Here is a 20,238-nt window from a genome sequence, read left to right as displayed (position 1 = left end):
TGTGAGAGAACAATGAACAACGGTTTCGGCCTCCGAAAGGCCATCTTATTGCTGAGCGCCGTCCTTGTGGCGTCCGGATCAGTACCGCCCGCCGTCAAGGCGGAGGGGGCGGACGGCGGGCGGCAGGTGAAGGCGACCGCCTGGAAAGAGGGGACGGCGGTCACGACCGATTCGAACGTATCGGCTTTGTCGCCGGGCTACGTGCACCGCTTCGCCAACGAGCCTATTATGCTGACCGGGGTAGACCGGTCTTACGACGTGTATTATAATGTGCCGAAAGCCGAGCTTGGAAGCAACCATTATTTGGAGCTCGATTTGAGCTACTCCGATCTGCTGCTGCCTTCCCAGTCTACCTTGACCGTTCTTGTGGACAATAAGCCGCTGCAGAGCGTGTTTTTGACCAAGGAGGAGGCGAAGCAGCGCAAAGTGACGATTGCGCTCGGGGCGGACGAAGCGAAGCCCGGCTTTCACAAGATAACGTTCGCCAAGCACGGCGTCGTCTCGGACGATTTCTGCGAGGACCCGGACAACCCGGCCAACTGGCTGCAAATCGCGCGTTCGTCTTTCGTGTATATCGATTCGAAAGCGACATACACGACAGCGGACCCGCTGAAGGAGTTCCCGCATCCTTTTGTCGAGCCGGGGACGACGGAGGAAGTTTACGGTGTGATCGTCGTGCCGGACGCCCCGTCGTCCGGGCTGCTTTCTTCCGCTTTGGAGCTGGCGGCCCGGTTATCGTCGCTGACGGCGGCGAAAAAGCCGGTTCCGATGATGACGGAGTCGGAATGGGCGAAGGCGGACGGCAAACCGGCCCATGTTATTGCTATGGGAAGTGTCGGGGCTTGGACCGGACCGGTGAAAAAAATTGTCGAGGACAACGGCGTTCGCGCCGAGAACGAAGAGCTGGCGCTTGACTATATGTCCTTGGAGGAGACCGGAAAGAACGGCTCGAAGCAAATGCTGCTGCTGTCCGCGGCCAAGGATGAGGCCATCGCGGAGAAGCTGCGCGTGTTAACGAACCCGAAGCTGGCGGAGCAGCTTACCGGAAGCCATCTGGTCATCCGCCAGACGCCTGCGGTTGCGGGTGAAGGAAACGAGCCGAAGAAGCTTACGCTCGCTTCGTTCGGCTCCGAGCACCTGCTGCTGAACGAGACGAAGCCGGAATCCGGCAAGCTGAACGTAAGCGTACCGTCGTATTGGAAGCTGACCGGCGAGAGCTCGCTGGAGCTGAAGCTGAAGGTATCTCCGCTGCTGATGACCGAGATCGGAGAGCAGACGGAGCACAAGACCGAGAAAAAAGCGAAGGAAGCCGGGGCCGACCGTTACGGAAAATACGGACTGACGGTAACGGTGAACGGCATCCCCAAGACGGTATCCCTTCAGGAACTGGGCAAAACGAAAACGCAAGGCGATACGTACACGGTGAGCATCCCTTTAACCTCCGCTTTACAGGATAACGACAGCAGCGGCGCGCTGGATATTGTATTTACAGCCAATATCGGCCGGACCGAGGGTCCTTGTACCGGGGACAGCAACAATGGCCGGTGGATTTTCGTCGATAAAGCAAGCACGTTCAACGTGCCTCACGAAATGTCGAAGGACAGCTCGTTCCAGCACTGGCCGGCGCCTTTTGTAAGCGATCAAGGAACGGATCGTACGGCCATTCTCGTGCCGCAGCAGGTGAACGGGACGTTCCTGTCGCAGCTTTCCCGGCTTGCCGGGGATTTGACATCCGCTTCGGATACGAACCGTCGGATCGCGGTATTCCGCGAACCGCTTGACGATCAGACGCTTAAGCAGTTGAAGGATTATCATGTGATCGTGCCGGGAGACCTCGGTCAATTCCCGTCGCTGCAGAAACTGCGCGACAAACTGCTGCTTCCGACGGAGAACGACCGACTGCAGCTCGGGAAGTACGCCGCAATTAACGAAACGACCGATTATGCGGCCTGGATCCAGCCGTCGGTCTGGAACGAGAACCGGGTGATGGCCGTCTTCCAGCAGGTAAGCGTCGGGGCAGGGGAGCAAGGCTCTTTTGTTCATCCGAATCTGCTGCAATATTTGAAGAACGCGAAGAAGCCGGGCCAAGTCGTCATTATGAACAAGGCCAAAGCCGTGTTCACCGTTGCGGCCCCCTCGGAATCGAAGGCGGCTCAAGACGGCAATGCGGTCAATCCGACGGGGAAAGCGCCAGGTATTCCGGTATGGCTCATGGTGCTTATACCGGTGCTGCTGATCGGACTGCTGATCGTGTTTATCCGGTTGCGGCGCAAGGAGAAACGGGACGCCGGAAAGCAATAAAACAGCAAGGGCAGTAAGGTAGGCTCCCGTATTTTACAAAGACGGGCAATATGTCGTGAAGCTTCCCAAGGGAAAGCATGCCGTAGAATTTCACCCGTTGTCCGGCGATCACACGGTTCGTCTCGGGGCGCTGCAATTGAACAATCCGGTGGCTAGAGCGAACGGCGAGGATGTCCGGCTGGAGGTGCCGGCCACCCTTCGGAACGAGAAGACGATGGTGCCTTTGCGTTTCGTCAGCGAGGCGCTTCATTATGAAGTGACGTGGAACGCTCCTAAGCAAGTGATCGAAATGAAGTCCAAGAAGGAATGAATCAAAAAATAGACCGCTCCGTCCCGTTTTGTGGGATGGCCGGTCTATTTTTGTTCCGCGAAAGGCGGCGGAGTTCACCATGTGGCAGCGATCATGACAACGGACAGCGCAAGCATCAGAGCGGCATTGATAGCCATCACCGGCCGGTGCTTCGCCCGGAACAGATGCGCGTGAACGGCTCCCACCATCAAGGCGACGAAGAACAAGCCGACGTACGGCAGCAGCGCGGGAAACCGGAAGCCCGCAAGAAGCGCGACGACGCCTGCAAGCTCTCCCAAGCCCGTAAGGGTCAAAAACCACATCGGGTACCGGTACTCGTTCCAATGCTGGACCATCGACGATGTCCGCTTCAGTTTCATAAAGGAAGAAATCGAGAACATCCCAGCCAGTATAATTTGAATGACGATAACGAGCGTGGACAAGTCACCACCGCCCCTTCACAGGAATATATTACTTTTGAGTAATGTTATTATAAAGTAATATAAGTCCGCGGCAGGCGTTTGTCAACGCAAAAAAGCGGGCCGAAGCCCGCTCACACATAATTCAACCCGGCCGTAAACGGAAACGGCACCGGGAACAGCTCTTTCAAGGCGCTGCGAAGCGCGGAGTGCTCCGCCATGCCTTCGTCTCCTCCGAAGACGAGCGAGATGAACGCCTGCGGGTCCAGCTCTGCCGACAAGCCGTCGTATTCGAGCTTGACCCGGCCGTCGCCTGCCGATTGCACGCGAAGCGCTTCATGGCGGCCCGGAGCCGCTTCCGCCCAGTACGGCCGGAGCTGCTCGATCAAGCGCTCGGGCCGGACCACGTAGACCGTGCCTTGGTTCGGCTCCTCCTGGTACGGCACCGGGGCGAGTGCCTCCAGCCAATCGCTCTCGTGCACGGAAACCGGGAGCTGGATCTGCCCCAGCTCCAGCCGCTTGAGCGCATACGCGGCCAGCAGCGTAACGGCCGGGCCGTCCCCGGCGGCTTCGATCAGGAACGGAACCCGCTTCGGGACGAGCGGCGGATTCGGCACTGCAGCGACAAGAAACGCCGCAGGCTTCCCGTGTCGCTCGGCGACGAGCACCCGGTGCTTCATCTTAATGCAGCTGACGAGCGCTTCGTTATGGACCAGATTCGCCAGGTCGGTGACGCTGTGCTCGAAGCGGGCCAATCTTGCGCTCGCCAGCTCCCGCAGATACAGCCAGTCGGTCGGCTCCAGATCGCGCAGCCGAACTTCTTCGGAAGCATGCCGGCTTTGCAGGGCCTGCGCCGCAGCGGCGTCCACCGTGTACCGGCGGATCACTCCGAACGGCAGGCAATTGACCCGCGTATACAAGGAACGGCCGCCCGAAATGAGCAGCAGGGACGCGCCTGCCTTGTCGATATGTTCAAAAATACGCTGTAAAATCAGACTGGCATAGCCCTTGCCCCGGGCAGCCGGATCGGTGCCGACGGAGCCGAGCTGATACGTGCCCAGCGCCGCCTTACCGATGCGGATCGTGACCGGCACGAGTCCCATAAACGAGACCAGCTTCCCGTCCTCGAACGCTCCGTAAGACTGGCCCAAGGCCGCTGAAAAGACGTCGGGAAACGCAGGCTTCATCGAAATCTGCTGCGTATCGCGAAAAATCGAATCCGAAAGCTTGACCGCTTCGGCTATCTCGTCCGGCCGGACGAGCCGTATGTCTGCCACCGTAAATTCTCCTCCTTGTTCCTCGATTCGTGTTAATCGCCGTTCGCCAGCGCCACCGCCTGGCGTACAAAACCGCCCGAGCGCTCCAGCAGCTCGCGCGCGCCGTCCCGGTCCGTCTTCGCTAAAATCATGACGATCGCGCTTTTGACGTGTCTTCCGGAAGCGGTATACGCTTCATGGATGACATCCTCCGGAGCGCCGGTCGCCATGCCGATGATCCGCTTGGCACGGTAGACGAGCTTCTCGTTGGAAGGCAGAACGTCGACCATGAGATTTTCGTATACTTTGCCGATGCGAATCATCGAGGCGGTCGTCAGCATGTTCAAGATCAGCTTCTGTGCGGTACCCGATTTCATCCGGGTCGAACCGAGCACGACCTCCGGACCGGCGACGGCTTCCAGCATCAGATCGGCGATGCCGGTCATCGGGGTATGCTCATTATTGCACAGGCCAATCACGGTCGCTTGCTTTTCCTTCGCGCGCTTCATGGCGCCGAGCACATACGGGGTGCGGCCGCTGGCGGCGATGCCGACGACTACGTCGCGGTCCGTGACACCATGCTCGTCGATATCCTTCGCGCCAAGCTCCTCGCTGTCTTCCGCTCCCTCGACCGGGTCTTTCACCGCTTGAAAGCCCCCCGCAATGATGCCCTGCACCATGGACGGGTCCGTTCCGTAGGTGGGCGGACATTCGGAGGCATCGAGAATGCCGAGCCGCCCGCTGGTGCCGGCGCCGATGTAGAACAACCGGCCCTGACGCTGAAAAGCGGCGACGATCCGGTCCACGGCCTGTGCGACCTGCGGGAGTATGCGGCCGACCGCTTCGGTCACCAGACGGTCCTCCGCGTGGATGAGCCGGACGATTTCCTCGGAACTGAGCCGGTCGATTTGCGTCGTGTTCGGGTTGCGCTGTTCGGTCGTTAATTCGTTCAGCAGGTTAAACATAGGGACTGCTCCTTTTATCGCGTTCTTTGAAAGAGCTCGAAGCCGAGCAAGGCGGCGCCGTAAGCGGCGGGCTGCTCGGAAGCCGGGTGCAGGCGCAGCCCGGGGAACGTTTCGGAGATCGTCTGCCGGAACGTATTGGCGAACAAAGGAGAATGCTTGAACACCGAGCCCGTCGTCACTAGGTCCGAATCCGGGAACCAGGCGTCCTTGCGGACCAAGGCTGCCGCCGCGACGGCAAGCTCTACAGCCGCGCCTTCAATAAGGCGCACGGCAACGGCATCCCCTTGCTTGCTGGCGTTGATGCACAGCTCGGCAAAGGCGGCGACGTCTTTTTTGCGGATGTCCGGTCCGTAGATGTACGTTTTCAGTTCGGTAATCGAGTCAAAACCATACGTGTGCCGGATCATATCCGTTAATGCCGTTGCCGGGCAGATGCCGTCATGGCTGCGCATCACGGCTTGCAGCGCGTGAAGTCCGATTTGGTAACCGCTTCCCTCATCGCCGAGCAGATGACCCCAGCCGCCGACTCGGTACCGCCGGCCTTCCGGTGTGCAGCCGAAGACGATCGAGCCGGTGCCGGAGACGACGGCGATGCCGTATTCGCGGCGAAGCGAAGCCATCAGGACGATTTCCGCATCGTTGCGCACGAACACCTCAAACGAGGCGCCGATTCCCGCCTGATAAGCCCGAATAACGGCTTCGACCGCTTGCTTTTCCTCCGGCGTATCGGTGCCGGCCATACCGATGCAGACGGCCAGACAGCGTCCGCTTGCGCAGGCTTCATGCTGAAGCACTTGGTCCAGCACGGCTTCCAGATGACGGGAAGCCTGCTCGAAGCCGATCGCCTTCGAATTCGTCGATTCGCCCGTACAGCCGAAGAGCCGGTTGCCCGAAGTGTCAATGACGACCGCTTCCGTTTTGGTGCCGCCGCCATCGAGTCCGACGATATAATCCATCTTTATCACCTTCTTTGCATAATTTGAGTATAAGACAACGAAGCTTGGTTGTAAAACAAAATTTCACGATATAAAAATAATATTGATTTAAAATTTCAAATGCGCTATAATGAGCTTGATCATTGGAAACGGTATCAATAACGCCATTGTGTTTCAATTTATAACATTATGTGTGATAATAGGTTACAGAAGAGTGGGGGTGAGCGCTATGCATGGAGGTTTGGTTCGGTTAAGAGAGATTTTGGAAGGGCTGAATCCTTCGGAGAAAAAGGTCGCGGAGTACGTGCTTGCGCATCCCGAGCGGATGATCGAGCTGTCGGTCGCCCAGTTGGCCGAAGCGAGCGGGGCCAGTCAGGCCGCCATCATCCGGTTGTGCAAATCGATGGGCGTGAAGGGCTACCAGGATTTGAAGCTGAAGGTGGCGGGAGACCTCCGGGAGACGGGGGGCGTCCAAGGCTACCAGGAAATCCGGCCGCAGGATTCGATTGCGACGATCGTGCAGCACGTTTCCAACAATAATATTCAAGCGATCCACGACACGGTGAAAATTCTCGATTTGGAGCAGGTGTCCAAGGCGGTGCAGGCGCTTCATCAGGCGAAGCGGATTTATTTCTTCGGTATCGGCGCTTCCAATCTGATCGGTCAGGACGCGCAGCAGAAATTTTTGCGCATCAACCGGACGTGCTTCTGCTTTGCCGATCCGCATGTGCAGCTCGCGTCGGCCGTTACCTTGACAGAGGAGGACGTCGCCGTCGGCATCTCGTACTCCGGCGAAACGAAGGAAGTCATCGCCGCCCTGAAAGCCGCCCGGCAGAACGGCGCCGTAACCATCGGCATCACGAAGTACGGCAGCACGACGCTTGCCCAGTACACGGACATTCCGCTCTGCATCTCCTCGACGGAGAACGAGATCCGAAGCGGGGCGATGTCGTCCCGGATTACCCAGCTTAACGTGATTGATATTTTATACCTCGGGGTCGCAAGCAACAACTACGAGCAGTCCGTCATGTACCTCGACCGAAGCCGTCAGGCGATCCGGGAACTTGCGAACGGCATGACTAAATTTAATCATAAAAGCTAACTAAGGGGATGGATGTATGAAGGTCAGCAAACTGCTTGCCATGACGGTAGCTTTAAGTCTCGTATTTGTTTCCGCCTGCGCCAAAAAAGAAGGCGGAACCAACGCCCAGCCCGGCGAAGCCGCGAAGGACGACAAGAAGCCCGATACCGTCAAGGTATGGGCCTACCCGGTTCATGGGGATTACGAGAAGGACATCAAGGAACTGATCGCCGATTTCAACAAGCAGTACCCGCACATTAAAGTGGAATACGAAATGTTGTCTTGGGCCGAAGGTCCGAAGAAATTCGACATTGCTCTGAACGCGGGCGACCCGCCGGATTTGTATTACCATGCGGTGTCGGGGCACTATGTCAACACGGGGCTTGCCATCCAGCTCGACCCGTTCCTGACTCCGGAAATCAAGGACGATTACTTGCCGGGCATGCTTGATCTGGCCAAAATTCAAGGCAAGCAGTACGGCTTGCCGCTGACTGCGGGACAATGGAATTGGGGCGGCAACAAGCGCATTTTGGAAGAAGCGGGCGTCGACTGGAAGAAGATTCAGGAGAAGGGCTGGACCTGGTCCGAATTCAGCGAAATCGCCAAGAAGATGACCAAGAAGTTGCCTGACGGCTCGATGCAGTACGGTCTCGTGACGGACGGCACCAGCCTCGATTTCAGCCAGCTGATTACGCAAAACGCCGGTCTGGTCGACGTATTGGACGAGAAGGGCAAGTTCATTTGGAACGACGACAAAATTCTCGATTCCCTCAAATTCATCGACGGCTTGATGAAGGATGGCGTAATGCCGAAGGAAACGGGCGGACTCAACCCGCAGCAAAGAACGCAAATGTTCTACGACAGCAAAGCCGCCGTCATCAGCAAAGCGCTGCCTTATTACGATACGATTATCGCCAACCGCAACAAGGATATCGACGCGGGCAAACTGAAGGGCGAGAAAATCGACTTCATCCTGCTGCCGGTTCCGCACCATGAGAATGCACCGGGCAAGACGTACGTGATGGGCGAAGGCTATGTCATGTTCAAGCAGAAGAACGACAAAGGCGAGCAGCACGCCAAGAACACTTTCCTCGTGATGGAAGCGCTGAGCGGTGCAAAAGCGGGGAACTCCTCCAACGAGCTGAACCTGCCGTTCGTCCGCAAATCCCAGGCGAAAATGTACGAAGGCAAGGGCAAAGCCCAGAAGTACAACTGGGAAGCCGCACAAAATTTCATGAAGAGCACCACGGGATCGGTCGAGAACAATCTGGACGTCGACAAGTCGACGAAGCTGAAGCAATTCCGGGAGCAGGTGCAGAAGCCGGCCTTCCAGGCGTTGTTCGCAGGAGAGAAAACGCCGGAGCAAATCGCCGAAGAATTCAAAACCAAAGGCAAGCAAATGTTCGGCCAGTAATTCAGCAACAAGCCGTGCGAAAAGGTGCCCTGTATGGAGTCATATGGGGCCTTTTTTTTCGGACTCGCCGGCATAGGCATGAAGGAGGATCGCCATGGACAATTTACACAACGGGCCGGGTGTGCCGGGCCCAGCCATCGGGCAAAGGAAGGCGAACACTTCCGTCAAGCAGTTCATCCGGGATTACGGCTGGTCGTACTTGTTTATCCTCGTTCCGGTGCTGCTCTTTCTGGTGTTCACCTTGTATCCGGTCATCTCGGCGTTTCTGATGAGCTTTCAGAAGTATACCGTCATGAAAACGGATTGGGTCGGCCTGGATAACTACAAGTTTATGTTTCAGGACGAAGTGTTCTGGAAGTCGATGAAAAATACCGTGATTTTCACCATCGGCACGGTGCCGGTCAACATAATTTTGACGTTCTTGCTCGCTTTTCTCATCTTCCAGATGCGTCAGTCGTGGCAGACGTTTTTCAAAGCGGCCTTGTACTTGCCGGGCGTCGTTTCGGGTGTGACGATCTCGCTCGTCTGGCTGGCGATCTTCGATCCGACCCCTTGGGGACCGATGAACACGGTGCTCGGCTGGTTCGGCATCGATCCGGTCATCTGGCTCGGAAAATCGAACAGCGCCTTGTTCTCGCTGATGCTGATGACATACCTCGGCTCGCACGGGGGCGGCATCATCCTGTACCTCGCGGCGATGGGCGGCATTCCGAAATCGCTGTACGAGGCGGCCGATATCGACCATGCGAGCGGCTGGACGAAGTTCACGAAAATTACGTGGCCGCTGCTCAAGCCGACGACGCTGTACTTGCTGGTGACGGGGGTCATCACCTCGTTCCAGGTGTTCATCAGCGTGTACCTGATGACGCAGGGCGGTCCGAACTTCGCCACGACGACGATCGCTTATCTCATTTATCAGACGGCGTTCGTATTTTATGACTTCGGTTTGGCGTCTGCGCAATCGTTCGTGCTGGCCATCGTCATTATTATCATCTCGATCATTCAATTCAAATATTTCTCATCGGACATCGAATATTAAGGGGTGACTGCGTTGAGCAACCAATCGAAAGTGATCTTCATCGGCATTGCAGTGATCATCCTCGCTTTCTGGGCGGTCATCACGGTCATCCCCTTGTACTGGATGATTATCGGCTCGTTTCAGGATTCGCTGGCCTCGGCCGTCTTCAAGCCGCAGATGATTCCGGACATTTGGTCCGTCGCGCCGTACGAGCGCTTTTTCATGAAAAACAACGCCGTCCAATGGCTGTTGAACTCGCTGTTCGTCTCTTCCGTGCTGACCGTCACGAACCTGCTCTTCGCTTCCATGGCGGGCTATGCGTTCGCGAAGCTCAAATTTCCCGGGAGCAATTCGATCTTCTGGGTGCTGCTCGGCACGATGATGATTCCGGCGCAGGTCACGCTGATCCCGCTGTACGTGCTGGTGATCAACGTCTTCGACCTGGCGGATACGTATACGGCGATGATCATACCGACGTTGGTCAGCGTCGGGAATATTTTTCTCATGAAGCAGTACATGTCCACGTTACCGACATCGCTTATTCATGCCGCACGCATCGATGCCTGCAGCGAATTCGGCATTTTTTATAAAATCATCCTGCCGATGGCCAAGCCCGGCCTCGCCGTTCTGGCGATTTTCACGTTCGTGGCGAACTGGAACGATTTTTTCTGGCCGTTCCTCGTGACGCGCTCAAGTGAGATGCGGACGATCCAGGTCGGTCTCGCGAGCTTCAAATTTGCCGAGTCCACGGACTATGGCGCGATTATGGCGGGGGCGACGATCGGCGCTCTGCCGATGATCATCCTGTTCTTCGCGCTGCAAAAATATTTCCTGCAAGGGATCACCATAGGAGCCGTGAAAGGCTAGAAGGAGGAAGCGAAGCGATGGCACGCGTGGTGTTTCAAAATATACGCAAAGAGTATGTGGACGACAAAAAAGGGACCTTTACCGCGGTCGAAAACTCCAATTTTGTAATCGAAGACCGGGAATTTGTCGTGTTCGTCGGCCCCTCGGGCTGCGGCAAAACGACCTCCCTGCGCATGATCGCAGGGCTGGAGCGGCAGACGAGCGGCGATATCTACATCGGGGACCGCCTCGTCAACCAAATGCATCCGAAAGACCGCGACATTGCGATGGTGTTTCAGGATTATGCCTTGTACCCGCACATGACCATTGAAGAAAACTTGTCCTTCGGCCTCAAAAACCTGAAACGCCCGAAGGACGAGATTCAGCGCAAGGTGAAGGAGGCGTCGTCGATTCTGGGACTGACCGACATGCTGGACCGCAAGCCGCGCGAGCTCAGCGGCGGACAGCGCCAGCGGGTGGCCGTCGGACGCGCCATCGTGCGAGATCCGCAGGTGTTCCTGTTTGACGAGCCGCTCTCGAACCTCGACGCCAAGCTGCGCATTCAGATGCGCGTGGAGCTGGCGGAGCTGCATAAACGGCTCGGCGCGACCATCGTCTATGTGACCCACGATCAGGTCGAAGCGATGACGCTCGGCGAACGGATCGTCGTCATGAACCAGGGGCGCATCCAGCAGATTGCGTCGCCGACGGAGCTGTACAACCGGCCGAGCAATATGTTCGTCGCCGGATTTATCGGGTCGCCGGCCATGAACTTTATGGACGCTCGGATCGAGCGCGGACACGTGCATGTAGAAGGGGCCTCCTTCGCTCTGACGGACGCCGCGGTCCGGGGACTGAAAGCCTATGAAGGCAAAAGCATCATTCTGGGCGTGCGCCCGGAGAATATATACGGCGAGGAGTACGCGCCGACGGCCGCATCGGCGTACCGGCTGAACGCCGTCGTGCAGGTCGTGGAAAATCTGGGTGCGGAGAACCTCGTGTACTTCCGGGTCGGCCAGCGGATGGTGACGGCACGCGTCCATCCGGAGACGACGGCGCAGGTGGGGCAAGCGAAGCTGTTCGCCTTCGACGGAGGCAAGCTGAATTTCTTCGATCCGGCTACGGAAGAACGTATCGTGCTGGAGGCGTAAAAGAAGCTGGAAAGTCCGGTGAATAGCTGGCGCTGCGCATCCGAAGCACTCTTCCGATCGCTCTTGTTCCCGGATTTCATGATCTTACAACTCCTTAAAAGGTTGAAATCCGGAAACAAAGGCGAACACTTCGTTTCTACAGAGCGCTTTCGGTTGCTCCGCTCATATTCACCGAACTTTTCTAAAAAAGGGAGGTATGTCCGATGCGGAAGCTTAGTGAAATCATGGTGCGGTCGGGATTGCAAACGTACCGCGAAATCATTCATGTCGCCTTGTTCAGCATCGTCAGCTCGCTCGTCTTGTTTCCGGTGCTGCTCTTCCTGCCCGTGCCGCTGGCCTTGCTTGTACTGGTGCTGCTGTACGTGCCTTTGGCGGCGGGCGCGCTCTACGCGTGTCACCGCATTCTGCAAGGGGAAAAGGGAAGCGTGCGGACCATGCTCAAAGGAACGCTGGCCCATTACGGCTCTGCGCTCGTCTTCGGGCTGGTCTGCGCCTTATTCGTGCTGATCCTTGTCTCCTCCTGGTGGTATTACGGCAGCCGGAGCGGGATGATGCCATTGGCGCTGGCCGTGTTTCAGACCTACTTCGTGGCGCTCTTTTTCATATCGCAGACCTATACGCTGTCTCTGGTCGTTCAGGAGCGGCTCGGCATCTTCAGCGCCATGGGCCGCAGCGTCAAGCTGTTCGTCGCCCGTCCGATGTATACGATCGGCGCTTGCTTCCAGATGCTGTGCTTCGCCGTTCTGCTGGGCGTGACGGTCGTCGGATTCGCCTGCTTGTATATGGGGATGATCGGATTTTTTGCGAATCTGGTCACGGCGAACGTGCTGCGGAAGGATGAGGAGGCATCCCGGTCCGGTAGCGGGGCGGACGAATCGACAGCCGTGTCCGGCGACTTACATTTTGCAGGCAGGGAGAGTTGAGCGATGGAGCGGATGGTTCAGACGGGAGCGGACCGTCTTCCGCTGCTGGAATCCGGGCTTCGCGGGCAGCGCTTCGGGCTGCTGACGAACCCGACGGGGATCAACCGGCGGTTCGAATCCGTGATCGACGGGTGCACCGGGTTCAAGTCGGCGGCTTTGACGGCGCTGTTCGCCTGCGAGCACGGCATTCGCGGCGAACGGCAGGCGGGGGTCCGCTTCGGCGACGAGAAGGACGACAAGACGGGGATTCCCGTCTTTAGTTTATACGGGGACCACAAACGGCCCACGGAAGAGATGATGGACTGGGTGGATGCCGTCGTTTTCGACATTCAAGACTTGGGCGTGCGCTTTTACACGTACTTGAGCACGCTTGTTTACATGATGGAAGCGTGCGCGGCCTGCGGAAAACGGCTGATTGTGCTCGACCGGCCGAATCCGCTCGGCGGTCTCGTCAGCGAGGGCGGCATGCTGGAGCCGGGCTACGAGTCGATGGTAGGCGCGTGGGCGGCGCCGTTCCGCACGGGGTTGACCATCGGCGAGTTTGCGGGATACGTGAACAGCCAATTGCCTGTGCGGTGCGACTTGCAGGTCGTGCCGCTGCTCGGCTGGAAGCGGGACATGGAATACCCCGACACGGGGCTGCCATGGATCATGCCTTCGCCCAATATGCCGACGATGGACACGGTGCGGGTGTATGCGGGAAACTGCCTGTTCGAGGGCACGAATGTGTCCGAAGGACGGGGGACGACGCGGCCGTTCGAGCTGCTCGGCGCGCCCTGGATGGACGGACGCACGGTCGGCGAAGCGGTGAACCGCTTGGGACTGCCGGGCGTGCACTTGCAGCCGGTCTATTTTACGCCGACGTTCTCGAAGTATCAGGGCGAGCTGTGCAGCGGCGTGCAGCTGTTCGTGACCGATCCGGCGGCGTACCGTTCCGTTGCGACGGCGCTGCATCTGCTGCATGCGATTGCGGCGCTCTACCCGGCGCAGTTCCAATGGACGCCGCCGTTTAAGGAAGGACGGAAGCCTTTTATCGACTATTTGTCCGGCAGCGATCAGGTCCGGACTTCGATTCAGACGGAGGCTGGGCTGAACCGGATTATATCGTTATGGGACGCGCAAGCGAAGGCATGGGACGACGCGAGGCGGTCTTATTTGTTGTACGGAGGGGAAGCATGATGGAGCTTGCAGGCATGACGTTGGAGGAAAAGGTCGGACAGCTTATCCAGGCAGGCTTCCACAGCTTGGAGCCGGACGGGCATATTTTGGACTTGATCGAACGGCGGCGGATCGGCGGCGTGATTTTGTTCGCGCGCAATGTGCAGGACCCGGCGCAGGTCGCGGCTTTGACCGGGAAGCTGCAGGAGGCGGCGCAGCGGGCGGGAACGGCTCCGTTGTGGATTTCCATCGATCAGGAAGGCGGCATGGTAGCGCGCGTGACGGAAGGCGTCGCGCTGATGCCGGGAGCGATGGCAATTGCCGCCGGGGGCTCGGGGGAGGCGGCGTACGAAGCGGCTCTCGTTGCCGGCCGCGAGCTGCGGGCGCTCGGCATCAACGTGAATTTTGCGCCGGATCTGGATATCAACAACAATCCGGCCAATCCGGTGATCGGGGTACGCTCCTTCGGCGAAGCCCCGGAGGCCGTTGCGGAGTACGGGGCGGCAGCGATCCGCGGCTTTCAGGACGCGGGCGTGTCGGCGACGGCGAAGCATTTTCCGGGACACGGCGACACCGCAACGGATTCGCATCTCGATCTGCCGACGATCCCGCATTCGCGCGAGCGCATCGAAGCCGTCGAGCTGGTGCCTTTCCGGCGCGCCATTGCCGAAGGCGTCGATGCGGTCATGTCGTCGCACATCGTGTTTCCGGCGTTCGAGCCGGAGCGGCTGCCCGCGACATTATCCCGCCGCGTACTGACGGGACTGCTGCGGGAGGAGCTTGGCTTCGACGGCGTTATCGTGACGGATTGCATGGAGATGCAGGCGATTGCCGCCCATTACGGCACGGTGCAAGCGGCAGTCCTGGCTGTGGAAGCGGGCGCGGACATCGTCTTGATCAGCCACAGCCGCGAGCTGCAGGAGGGCGCGCTCGACGCGCTGCTGGAGGCGGTTCGCTCCGGGCGGATCAGCGAGGAGCGGATCGACGCGTCGGTCCGCAGGCTGCTTGCGCTGAAGCGGAAGCGGCTGGCCGCCGGGACGGGCGGAGCGCCGCAGCCGCATGAAGCGGCGCTCCGCTCCGTCGGCTGCGAGGAGCACCGGGAGACGGCGAGGCGGATCAGCGAGGCGAGCGTGACGCTGGTCAAAGACGAGGAGCGGCTGCTGCCGCTCCGGCGCGTTCCGACGTTGGTGATCCATACGTCGGCTGTTGCGACTTCGATTGCCGACGAAGCCGTCGATATGCCGCATACGCTCGGAAAAGCGCTGGCTGCGCAAGGGCTGGAGGTCGTCGAACGGATCATTCCCGTATCTCCGGACGGCGAGGCGCTGCAAGCGCTGTTGACGCAGGCGGAGCCGTTCGGGCAGATTGTGGTGGGCACGTACAACGCTTCCTTTTATCCCGGGCAGGTCCGGTTGATCGAAGCGCTGCAATCGCTCGGCAAACGCCCGGTTGTCGTCGCGCTGCGTAATCCGTACGATTTGCGCGAATTCCCGGGCATATCGACCTATGTTGCCGTGTACGAATCGAGGCCGCTCGCGCTGGAAAGCGCAGCCAAGGGGCTGACCGGCGCGATCCCGATGCGGGGCAGGCTGCCGGTCACGGTCAGCGAAGCTTACCCGGCGGGATGGGGGGCGGACGGGTCATGCTAGCGTCCTACTTCCGCAAACCGCAGCGGCTGGTCGCCGGTCTGATGTCCGGCACGTCGCTCGATGGCGTCGATGCCGCCATCGTCCGCATCGAAGGCCAAGGGCTTGATACGAAGGTCGAGCTCGTTCATTACACCGCGGTTTCATACGACGACACGCTCCGCGAAAAGCTGAAGGAGCTGTGCAGCCTGGACCGGTCCAACGTGGCGATGGTGTGCGGCATGAACTTTTATCTCGGCCGCATTTTCGCGGAGGCGGTACGTCTGGCCGCTGCGGAAGCGGGACTGTCGATGGACGAGATCGACCTCGTCAGCTCGCACGGCCAGACGGTATGGCATATTCCCGAGGCCGACCCGGGCGAATGGTGTCAGGTCCGCTCGACGCTGCAAATCGGCGATCTGTCGGTGATCGCCAAGCTTACCGGCAAGCCGGTCGTCGGCGATTACCGGACCGCCGATATGGCGGTTGGCGGGCAAGGCGCGCCGCTCGTGCCGTACGCCGATTTCATCCTGTTCCGGGACGCGGACAAGGGGCGAATCGCGCAAAATATCGGCGGAATCGGCAACTGCACCGCCATCCCGGCGGGCGGTCTGCCGGAGGGGGTCATCGCCTTCGATACGGGGCCGGGCAACATGCTGATCGACGAAGCCGTCTATCAGCTGTCCGGGGGCACCAAGAGCTACGATGACGGAGGCGCTTGGGCGGCGCAAGGGCGGGCGGACGATTCGCTCGTGGACCGGATGCTCAGCCATCCGTACTTCGCGCTGAAGCCCGTGAAGACGACGGGCCGCGAAATGTTCGGCAAGCCGTACGCGGCAGAATGGATCGGCGAAGCGCGGCGGCTGGGGCTCGCGGACGCGGACATCGTCGCCACGTTCACGGCCTTCACCGCGCGTTCCATTGCCGCGGGCTACCGCGACTTCGTCTTCCCCGCCTGCCGGGCGGACGAAGTGATCGTGTCCGGCGGCGGGGCGCACAACCGGACGCTGCTGCACATGCTTGCCGGACTGCTGCCGGAGCAGCGGGTGCTGACAGCGGATGCGTTCGGCATCTCCGGCGATGCCAAGGAAGCGATCGCGTTTGCCGTGTTTGCGAACAATTTCCTGCACGGCATTCCGAACCAGCTGCCATCCGCGACCGGCGCTTCGCGTCCCACCGTCATGGGCAAGCTCGCTTTGCCGGAATGACCGGACCTATAATTCGCTGCCTTATGCAGCAAGCCTTTCCAGAGAACGTTCGCGCATCATCCGAACGTTCTTGGAAAGGCTTGCTGTTTTTTTCTGCCGCAAATTTGACGCATCGCACATAAAAAAGGAAAATAAATAATATTATTTCCATATTTTGCGAGGTTCCTATGATGGATCAAAACGATTATTTCAAGCAAATTTACACCCACCTGCAGGACGGCATCATCGTGATGGACCAAGAGCGAAGGATTGTGATGATGAATCCGTCGGCCGAACGAATTACCGGCTGGAGCGAAGGCGGGCACGTGCCGTACTGCTCCTACTGTCAAACCCGAGCGCTGGAGCCGGGGGAAGAACGCTGTTATCTGCTGGCCAAACGGGAGGTCCCGTACTTTCTGTCCTCCATGCCGACGTACGAAGGCGGTCTGGTAGAAATGGAAATGAGCACGGCCGTCATTTACGAGAATGCGGGGCAGGGGCGGCAGGAAGTGCTTCTGGTTCTGAAGGACCTGACCTCCAAACGGAAGGAGGAAGAAGCGAGAATTTCCAAAATGGTACTGCAAAAAACGTTGGAAGCCCAGGAAAACGAACGCAAACGGCTCGCGCAGGAGTTGCACGACGGCGTCGGGCAATCGTTGTATTCCGTGTCTGTGGGCCTGCAGGCGATCCGCTCCCGGATGAAGCACCAGGAAGAGTCTTGGGGAGGCTATATGCAGGAGATCGTGGACGAACTGGAAAAGGTCATCCGGGACGTCAAGCTGTACTCGCTCCAGCTTCGTCCCCACAGTCTGGACCGGCTCGGTCTCATTCCGACGGTGAACCATCTCGTCTCCACCTTGAACAAAGCGCATCCCGACCGGCAGCTGACGTTCAGCCACAGCCAAGTCGGCCATCGGCTGAAGCCGGCTCTGGAAATCCATCTGTACCGGATCATTCAAGAGGCGCTGCACAATGCTTTGAAGTATTCGAAAGCCGGACTCGTCGAAGTGATTTTGTACCGCGAGAGGGCCGAGCTTGTGCTAACGGTACAGGATAACGGGATCGGGTTTATCCGTAATCGCGTGGACGAAGGACTCGGGCTCAAGCATATGGAAGAGCGGGCCGGCCAAATGGAAGGGCGGCTGCACATCCGGTCCCTCCCCGGCGAAGGGACCGCCATCCAAGTCAAAGTACCGTACAAGGAGGCGGAAGAGCATGATACGCGTGCTGCTGGTCGACGACCACACGATGGTCCGCAAGGGACTTCGCATGCTGCTGGAAGGCTACCCTGAGCTTAAAATCGTGGGCGAAAGCCAGGACGGCTGCGAGGCCGTCGACATGACGGGCCGGCTGCAGCCGGATGTCGTCGTTATGGACTTGTCTATGCCCAGCGGACTGGACGGTTTTGCCGCTTGCCGGGAAATCCGCAGGCGGCATCCTTCCGTCAAGACGGTCATTCTGACCATGCACGACGAAGAAATTTTCGTACGGCAATCCGTTCGGGTAGAGGCCGACGGTTACATTTTGAAGAACAGTCACGGCGAGCTGCTGCATCAGGCGATTGTCGAAGTCGTCCAAGGCAAGCGCTTTTACAAAACCTCCGTGTCGGACGATACTATCAGGCAGTGGATGCATGCCGATGAGGAGCGGCAGCTGTCTCCGCTCACGACCCGCCAGAAGCAGATCGTCCGCCTGACCGTGCTGGGCTACGCCAACAAAGAGATCGCGGAGCAATTATCCATCAGCGTCAAAACGGTGGAAAACCACAAAACGAACATTATGCAAAAGCTGGAGCTGGATACGAAGCACGAATTAATCCAATATGCGATCAAAAACAACTATCTGGAGCTTGCGCTTTGAGCGGCGGCCGTAGGGGAGTTCCCCTATGGCGCAAGAAGCGGCCCGGCAGTACACTGGCGTTGACGGAAATCGCACCGCAAGAACAGCATTCGGGGGAAACCCTAACACTTAAGCGGGAGGATGATTATGGCAGCTCCAGAGCATTATTCCGTTGTGATCGCAGGCGCAGGAACCGCCGGTATTTCCGTGGCGGCACGCTTAGCCCGGGCTTCCCGGTCGCTCAGGGGACGAATCGCGCTCATCGATCCGGCGGCGAAGCATTATTATCAGCCTCTGTGGACCTTGGTCGGCGCAGGCGCGGCGAAGAAGGAGGAGACGGAGCGGGACATGGCCTCGCTTATTCCGGACGGTGTCGACTGGATTCAAGAGGCGGTCGTATCGTTTGCCCCGGAGGACAACCGGTTGCTGACGCAGCCGGGAAGAGTCGTTAGCTATGATTGCCTGGTGGTGGCAGCAGGTCTGGAAATCGATTGGGGACGCATCAAAGGCTTGAAGGAAGCCTTGGGCCTTGGCGGCGTGTGCAGCAACTACGCGTACGAGACGGTAGACGGCACCTGGGACGCGATCCGGAATTTTCAAGGCGGGACCGCGATCTTCACGCATCCGAATTCGCCGGTCAAGTGCGGCGGCGCGCCGCAAAAAATCATGTATTTGGCGGACGACTATTTCCGCAAATCGGGGGTGCGCGACCGCTCGAATATCATTTTCGCCTCGGCCAAGGACGTCATTTTCGACGTTCCCAAATACGCGCGCACGCTGGAGCAAGTCATCCGGCGGAAAAAGATTGAGACGAAGTACCGGACCCATCTGATTGAGCTGCGTCCGGGGGCCAAGCAGGCGGTGTTCGAGCATCTGGGTACGAAGGAGCAGGAAGTCCTCTCCTACGACATGATTCACGTTACGCCGCCGATGCATGCACCGGCGTTTATCCGCGAAAGTCCGCTCGCCGACAAGGGAGGCTGGGTCGATGTCGATCCTTCCACGCTGCAGCATAAAGCGTACCCGAATGTATTCGGCCTGGGGGACTGCGCGAATTTGCCGACGTCCAAAACCGGCGCGGCCATCCGCAAGCAGGCTCCGGTCGTCGAGCGGAATGTGCTGGCATTCCTGCAAGGCGAGCCGCTGACCGCAAGCTATGACGGCTACACGTCCTGCCCGCTGGTCACCGGGTACAACCGGCTGGTGCTGGCCGAGTTCGATTACAATCTGACGCCGAAGGAGACGTTCCCGTTCGATCAATCGAAGGAGCGGCTCAGCATGTACTTGCTGAAGAAAAATGTGCTGCCCGTCATGTATTGGAACGGCATGCTAAAAGGACGGATGTAACGCGGCGAATCCTATTGGCAATGAGAGTATTGTAAAAGGGGGAAGGAATATGCTGCTGCGGTATTTTTACGATGAAAAACTGGCTCACGCCTCTTATCTGGTCGGCTGTCAACGGACGGGCGAAGCGATCGTGATCGACCCCGGCCGCCATCCGGCGCCTTACCTGCGGACCGCCGAGGCGGAAGGGCTGCGCATTGTTGCTGCTACGGAAACCCATATTCATGCGGACTTCGTCTCGGGGGCCCGCGAGCTTGGCGTCGCGCATGGGGCAAAGCTGTATTTGTCGGACGAGGGCGGCGACGATTGGCGTTACCGGTACGCGGAAGAGGTGAAGTGCCGGCTCATAAAGCACGGGGACCGGTTTGCGGTCGGTAACCTTTCGTTCGAGGTTCTGCACACGCCGGGCCATACGCCGGAGAGCATCTCGCTAATGTTGACCGATCTCGGCGGGGGCGCCGACGAGCCGATGGGCATTTTCACGGGG

19 protein-coding genes are annotated in these 20,238 nt (G+C 58.8%); 15 read left to right on the top strand and 4 right to left on the bottom strand.

Translation table 11 applies throughout. The features are described from left to right. Window positions 1-12: 12 nt before the first annotated feature. Both PEH01S_RS23190 and PEH01S_RS23185 read left to right on the top strand, forming a co-directional pair. Window positions 13-2,301, top strand: a complete 2,289-nt coding sequence (locus PEH01S_RS23190) for a cellulose biosynthesis cyclic di-GMP-binding regulatory protein BcsB (RefSeq protein ID WP_164827993.1) — start codon at window positions 13-15, stop codon at window positions 2,299-2,301. A gap of 55 nt (window positions 2,302-2,356) precedes the next feature. Beyond that, a complete protein-coding gene (locus PEH01S_RS23185) occupies window positions 2,357-2,611 on the top strand; it encodes a copper amine oxidase N-terminal domain-containing protein (protein WP_127488301.1) in 255 nt (84 codons plus the stop codon). Window positions 2,612-2,685: 74 nt separating this feature from the next. On the opposite strand, the gene PEH01S_RS23180 is transcribed toward PEH01S_RS23185, so the two are convergent. The 4 genes from PEH01S_RS23180 to PEH01S_RS23165 all read right to left on the bottom strand — a co-directional run bounded on the left by PEH01S_RS23180 (window position 2,686) and on the right by PEH01S_RS23165 (window position 6,186). Then, window positions 2,686-3,033 (bottom strand): DoxX family protein, encoded by a 348-nt coding sequence (locus PEH01S_RS23180; protein ID WP_127488299.1) that lies wholly within the window; start codon window positions 3,031-3,033, stop codon window positions 2,686-2,688. A gap of 110 nt (window positions 3,034-3,143) precedes the next feature. Further along, a complete protein-coding gene (locus PEH01S_RS23175; RefSeq protein WP_025848290.1) occupies window positions 3,144-4,286 on the bottom strand; it encodes a GNAT family N-acetyltransferase in 1,143 nt (380 codons plus the stop codon). A gap of 32 nt (window positions 4,287-4,318) precedes the next feature. After that, window positions 4,319-5,230, bottom strand: a complete 912-nt coding sequence (gene murQ, locus PEH01S_RS23170; RefSeq protein WP_127488297.1) for an N-acetylmuramic acid 6-phosphate etherase — start codon at window positions 5,228-5,230, stop codon at window positions 4,319-4,321. A 14-nt stretch (window positions 5,231-5,244) separates the two neighbouring features. Continuing rightward, window positions 5,245-6,186, bottom strand: coding sequence for a BadF/BadG/BcrA/BcrD ATPase family protein (locus tag PEH01S_RS23165; RefSeq protein WP_025848293.1), 942 nt, complete (start codon window positions 6,184-6,186; stop codon window positions 5,245-5,247). Between the two features lie 208 nt (window positions 6,187-6,394). On the opposite strand from PEH01S_RS23165, the gene PEH01S_RS23160 reads away from it, so the two are divergent. The 13 genes from PEH01S_RS23160 to PEH01S_RS23100 form a co-directional block, all read left to right on the top strand. Beyond that, complete coding sequence (locus PEH01S_RS23160) at window positions 6,395-7,267, top strand: MurR/RpiR family transcriptional regulator (RefSeq protein ID WP_025848295.1); 873 nt, start codon at window positions 6,395-6,397, stop codon at window positions 7,265-7,267. Between the two features lie 16 nt (window positions 7,268-7,283). Beyond that, the gene (locus PEH01S_RS23155; RefSeq protein WP_025848296.1) at window positions 7,284-8,660 is read left to right on the top strand and encodes an ABC transporter substrate-binding protein; all 1,377 of its coding nucleotides are present in this window, start codon (window positions 7,284-7,286) and stop codon (window positions 8,658-8,660) included. Window positions 8,661-8,754: 94 nt separating this feature from the next. Further along, on the top strand, window positions 8,755-9,699 hold the full coding sequence (locus PEH01S_RS23150) for a carbohydrate ABC transporter permease (RefSeq protein WP_025848299.1): 945 nt from the start codon (window positions 8,755-8,757) through the stop codon (window positions 9,697-9,699). A gap of 12 nt (window positions 9,700-9,711) precedes the next feature. Further along, window positions 9,712-10,545, top strand: coding sequence for a carbohydrate ABC transporter permease (locus tag PEH01S_RS23145; RefSeq protein WP_025848301.1), 834 nt, complete (start codon window positions 9,712-9,714; stop codon window positions 10,543-10,545). A gap of 17 nt (window positions 10,546-10,562) precedes the next feature. Further along, the gene (locus PEH01S_RS23140) at window positions 10,563-11,675 is read left to right on the top strand and encodes an ABC transporter ATP-binding protein (RefSeq protein ID WP_127488295.1); all 1,113 of its coding nucleotides are present in this window, start codon (window positions 10,563-10,565) and stop codon (window positions 11,673-11,675) included. Between the two features lie 203 nt (window positions 11,676-11,878). Continuing rightward, window positions 11,879-12,598 (top strand): DUF2189 domain-containing protein, encoded by a 720-nt coding sequence (locus PEH01S_RS23135; protein WP_127488293.1) that lies wholly within the window; start codon window positions 11,879-11,881, stop codon window positions 12,596-12,598. A gap of 3 nt (window positions 12,599-12,601) precedes the next feature. Further along, window positions 12,602-13,777 (top strand): exo-beta-N-acetylmuramidase NamZ family protein, encoded by a 1,176-nt coding sequence (locus PEH01S_RS23130; protein WP_127488291.1) that lies wholly within the window; start codon window positions 12,602-12,604, stop codon window positions 13,775-13,777. After that, entirely contained in the window at window positions 13,774-15,405 is a 1,632-nt protein-coding gene (gene nagZ / locus PEH01S_RS23125; protein ID WP_025848306.1) for a beta-N-acetylhexosaminidase, read from the top strand. Before PEH01S_RS23130 ends, nagZ begins: the two co-directional genes overlap by 4 nt. Beyond that, window positions 15,399-16,589, top strand: a complete 1,191-nt coding sequence (locus PEH01S_RS23120; protein ID WP_127488289.1) for an anhydro-N-acetylmuramic acid kinase — start codon at window positions 15,399-15,401, stop codon at window positions 16,587-16,589. The genes nagZ and PEH01S_RS23120 overlap by 7 nt, the downstream gene beginning before the upstream one ends. Before the next feature lie 170 nt (window positions 16,590-16,759). Continuing rightward, window positions 16,760-17,860: a PAS domain-containing sensor histidine kinase gene (locus PEH01S_RS23115; RefSeq protein WP_025848309.1), complete on the top strand. Its 1,101-nt coding sequence runs from the start codon at window positions 16,760-16,762 to the stop codon at window positions 17,858-17,860. Continuing rightward, window positions 17,784-18,428 carry a response regulator gene (locus PEH01S_RS23110; protein ID WP_127488287.1) on the top strand — a complete coding sequence of 215 codons (645 nt, stop codon included), beginning with the start codon at window positions 17,784-17,786 and terminating at the stop codon, window positions 18,426-18,428. The genes PEH01S_RS23115 and PEH01S_RS23110 overlap by 77 nt, the downstream gene beginning before the upstream one ends. 126 nt (window positions 18,429-18,554) lie before the next feature. Beyond that, window positions 18,555-19,754 carry an NAD(P)/FAD-dependent oxidoreductase gene (locus tag PEH01S_RS23105; RefSeq protein ID WP_127488285.1) on the top strand — a complete coding sequence of 400 codons (1,200 nt, stop codon included), beginning with the start codon at window positions 18,555-18,557 and terminating at the stop codon, window positions 19,752-19,754. 49 nt (window positions 19,755-19,803) lie between these two features. Next, the coding region (locus PEH01S_RS23100; protein WP_164827991.1) for an MBL fold metallo-hydrolase at window positions 19,804-20,238 on the top strand (435 nt) is incomplete at its 3' end.

Source organism: Paenibacillus ehimensis NBRC 15659 (assembly GCF_004000785.1).
GTDB lineage: Bacteria > Bacillota > Bacilli > Paenibacillales > NBRC-103111 > Paenibacillus_G > Paenibacillus_G ehimensis.
Note: the sequence above shows the minus strand (reverse complement) of the source record. Positions and strands in the feature narration are given on the sequence as shown.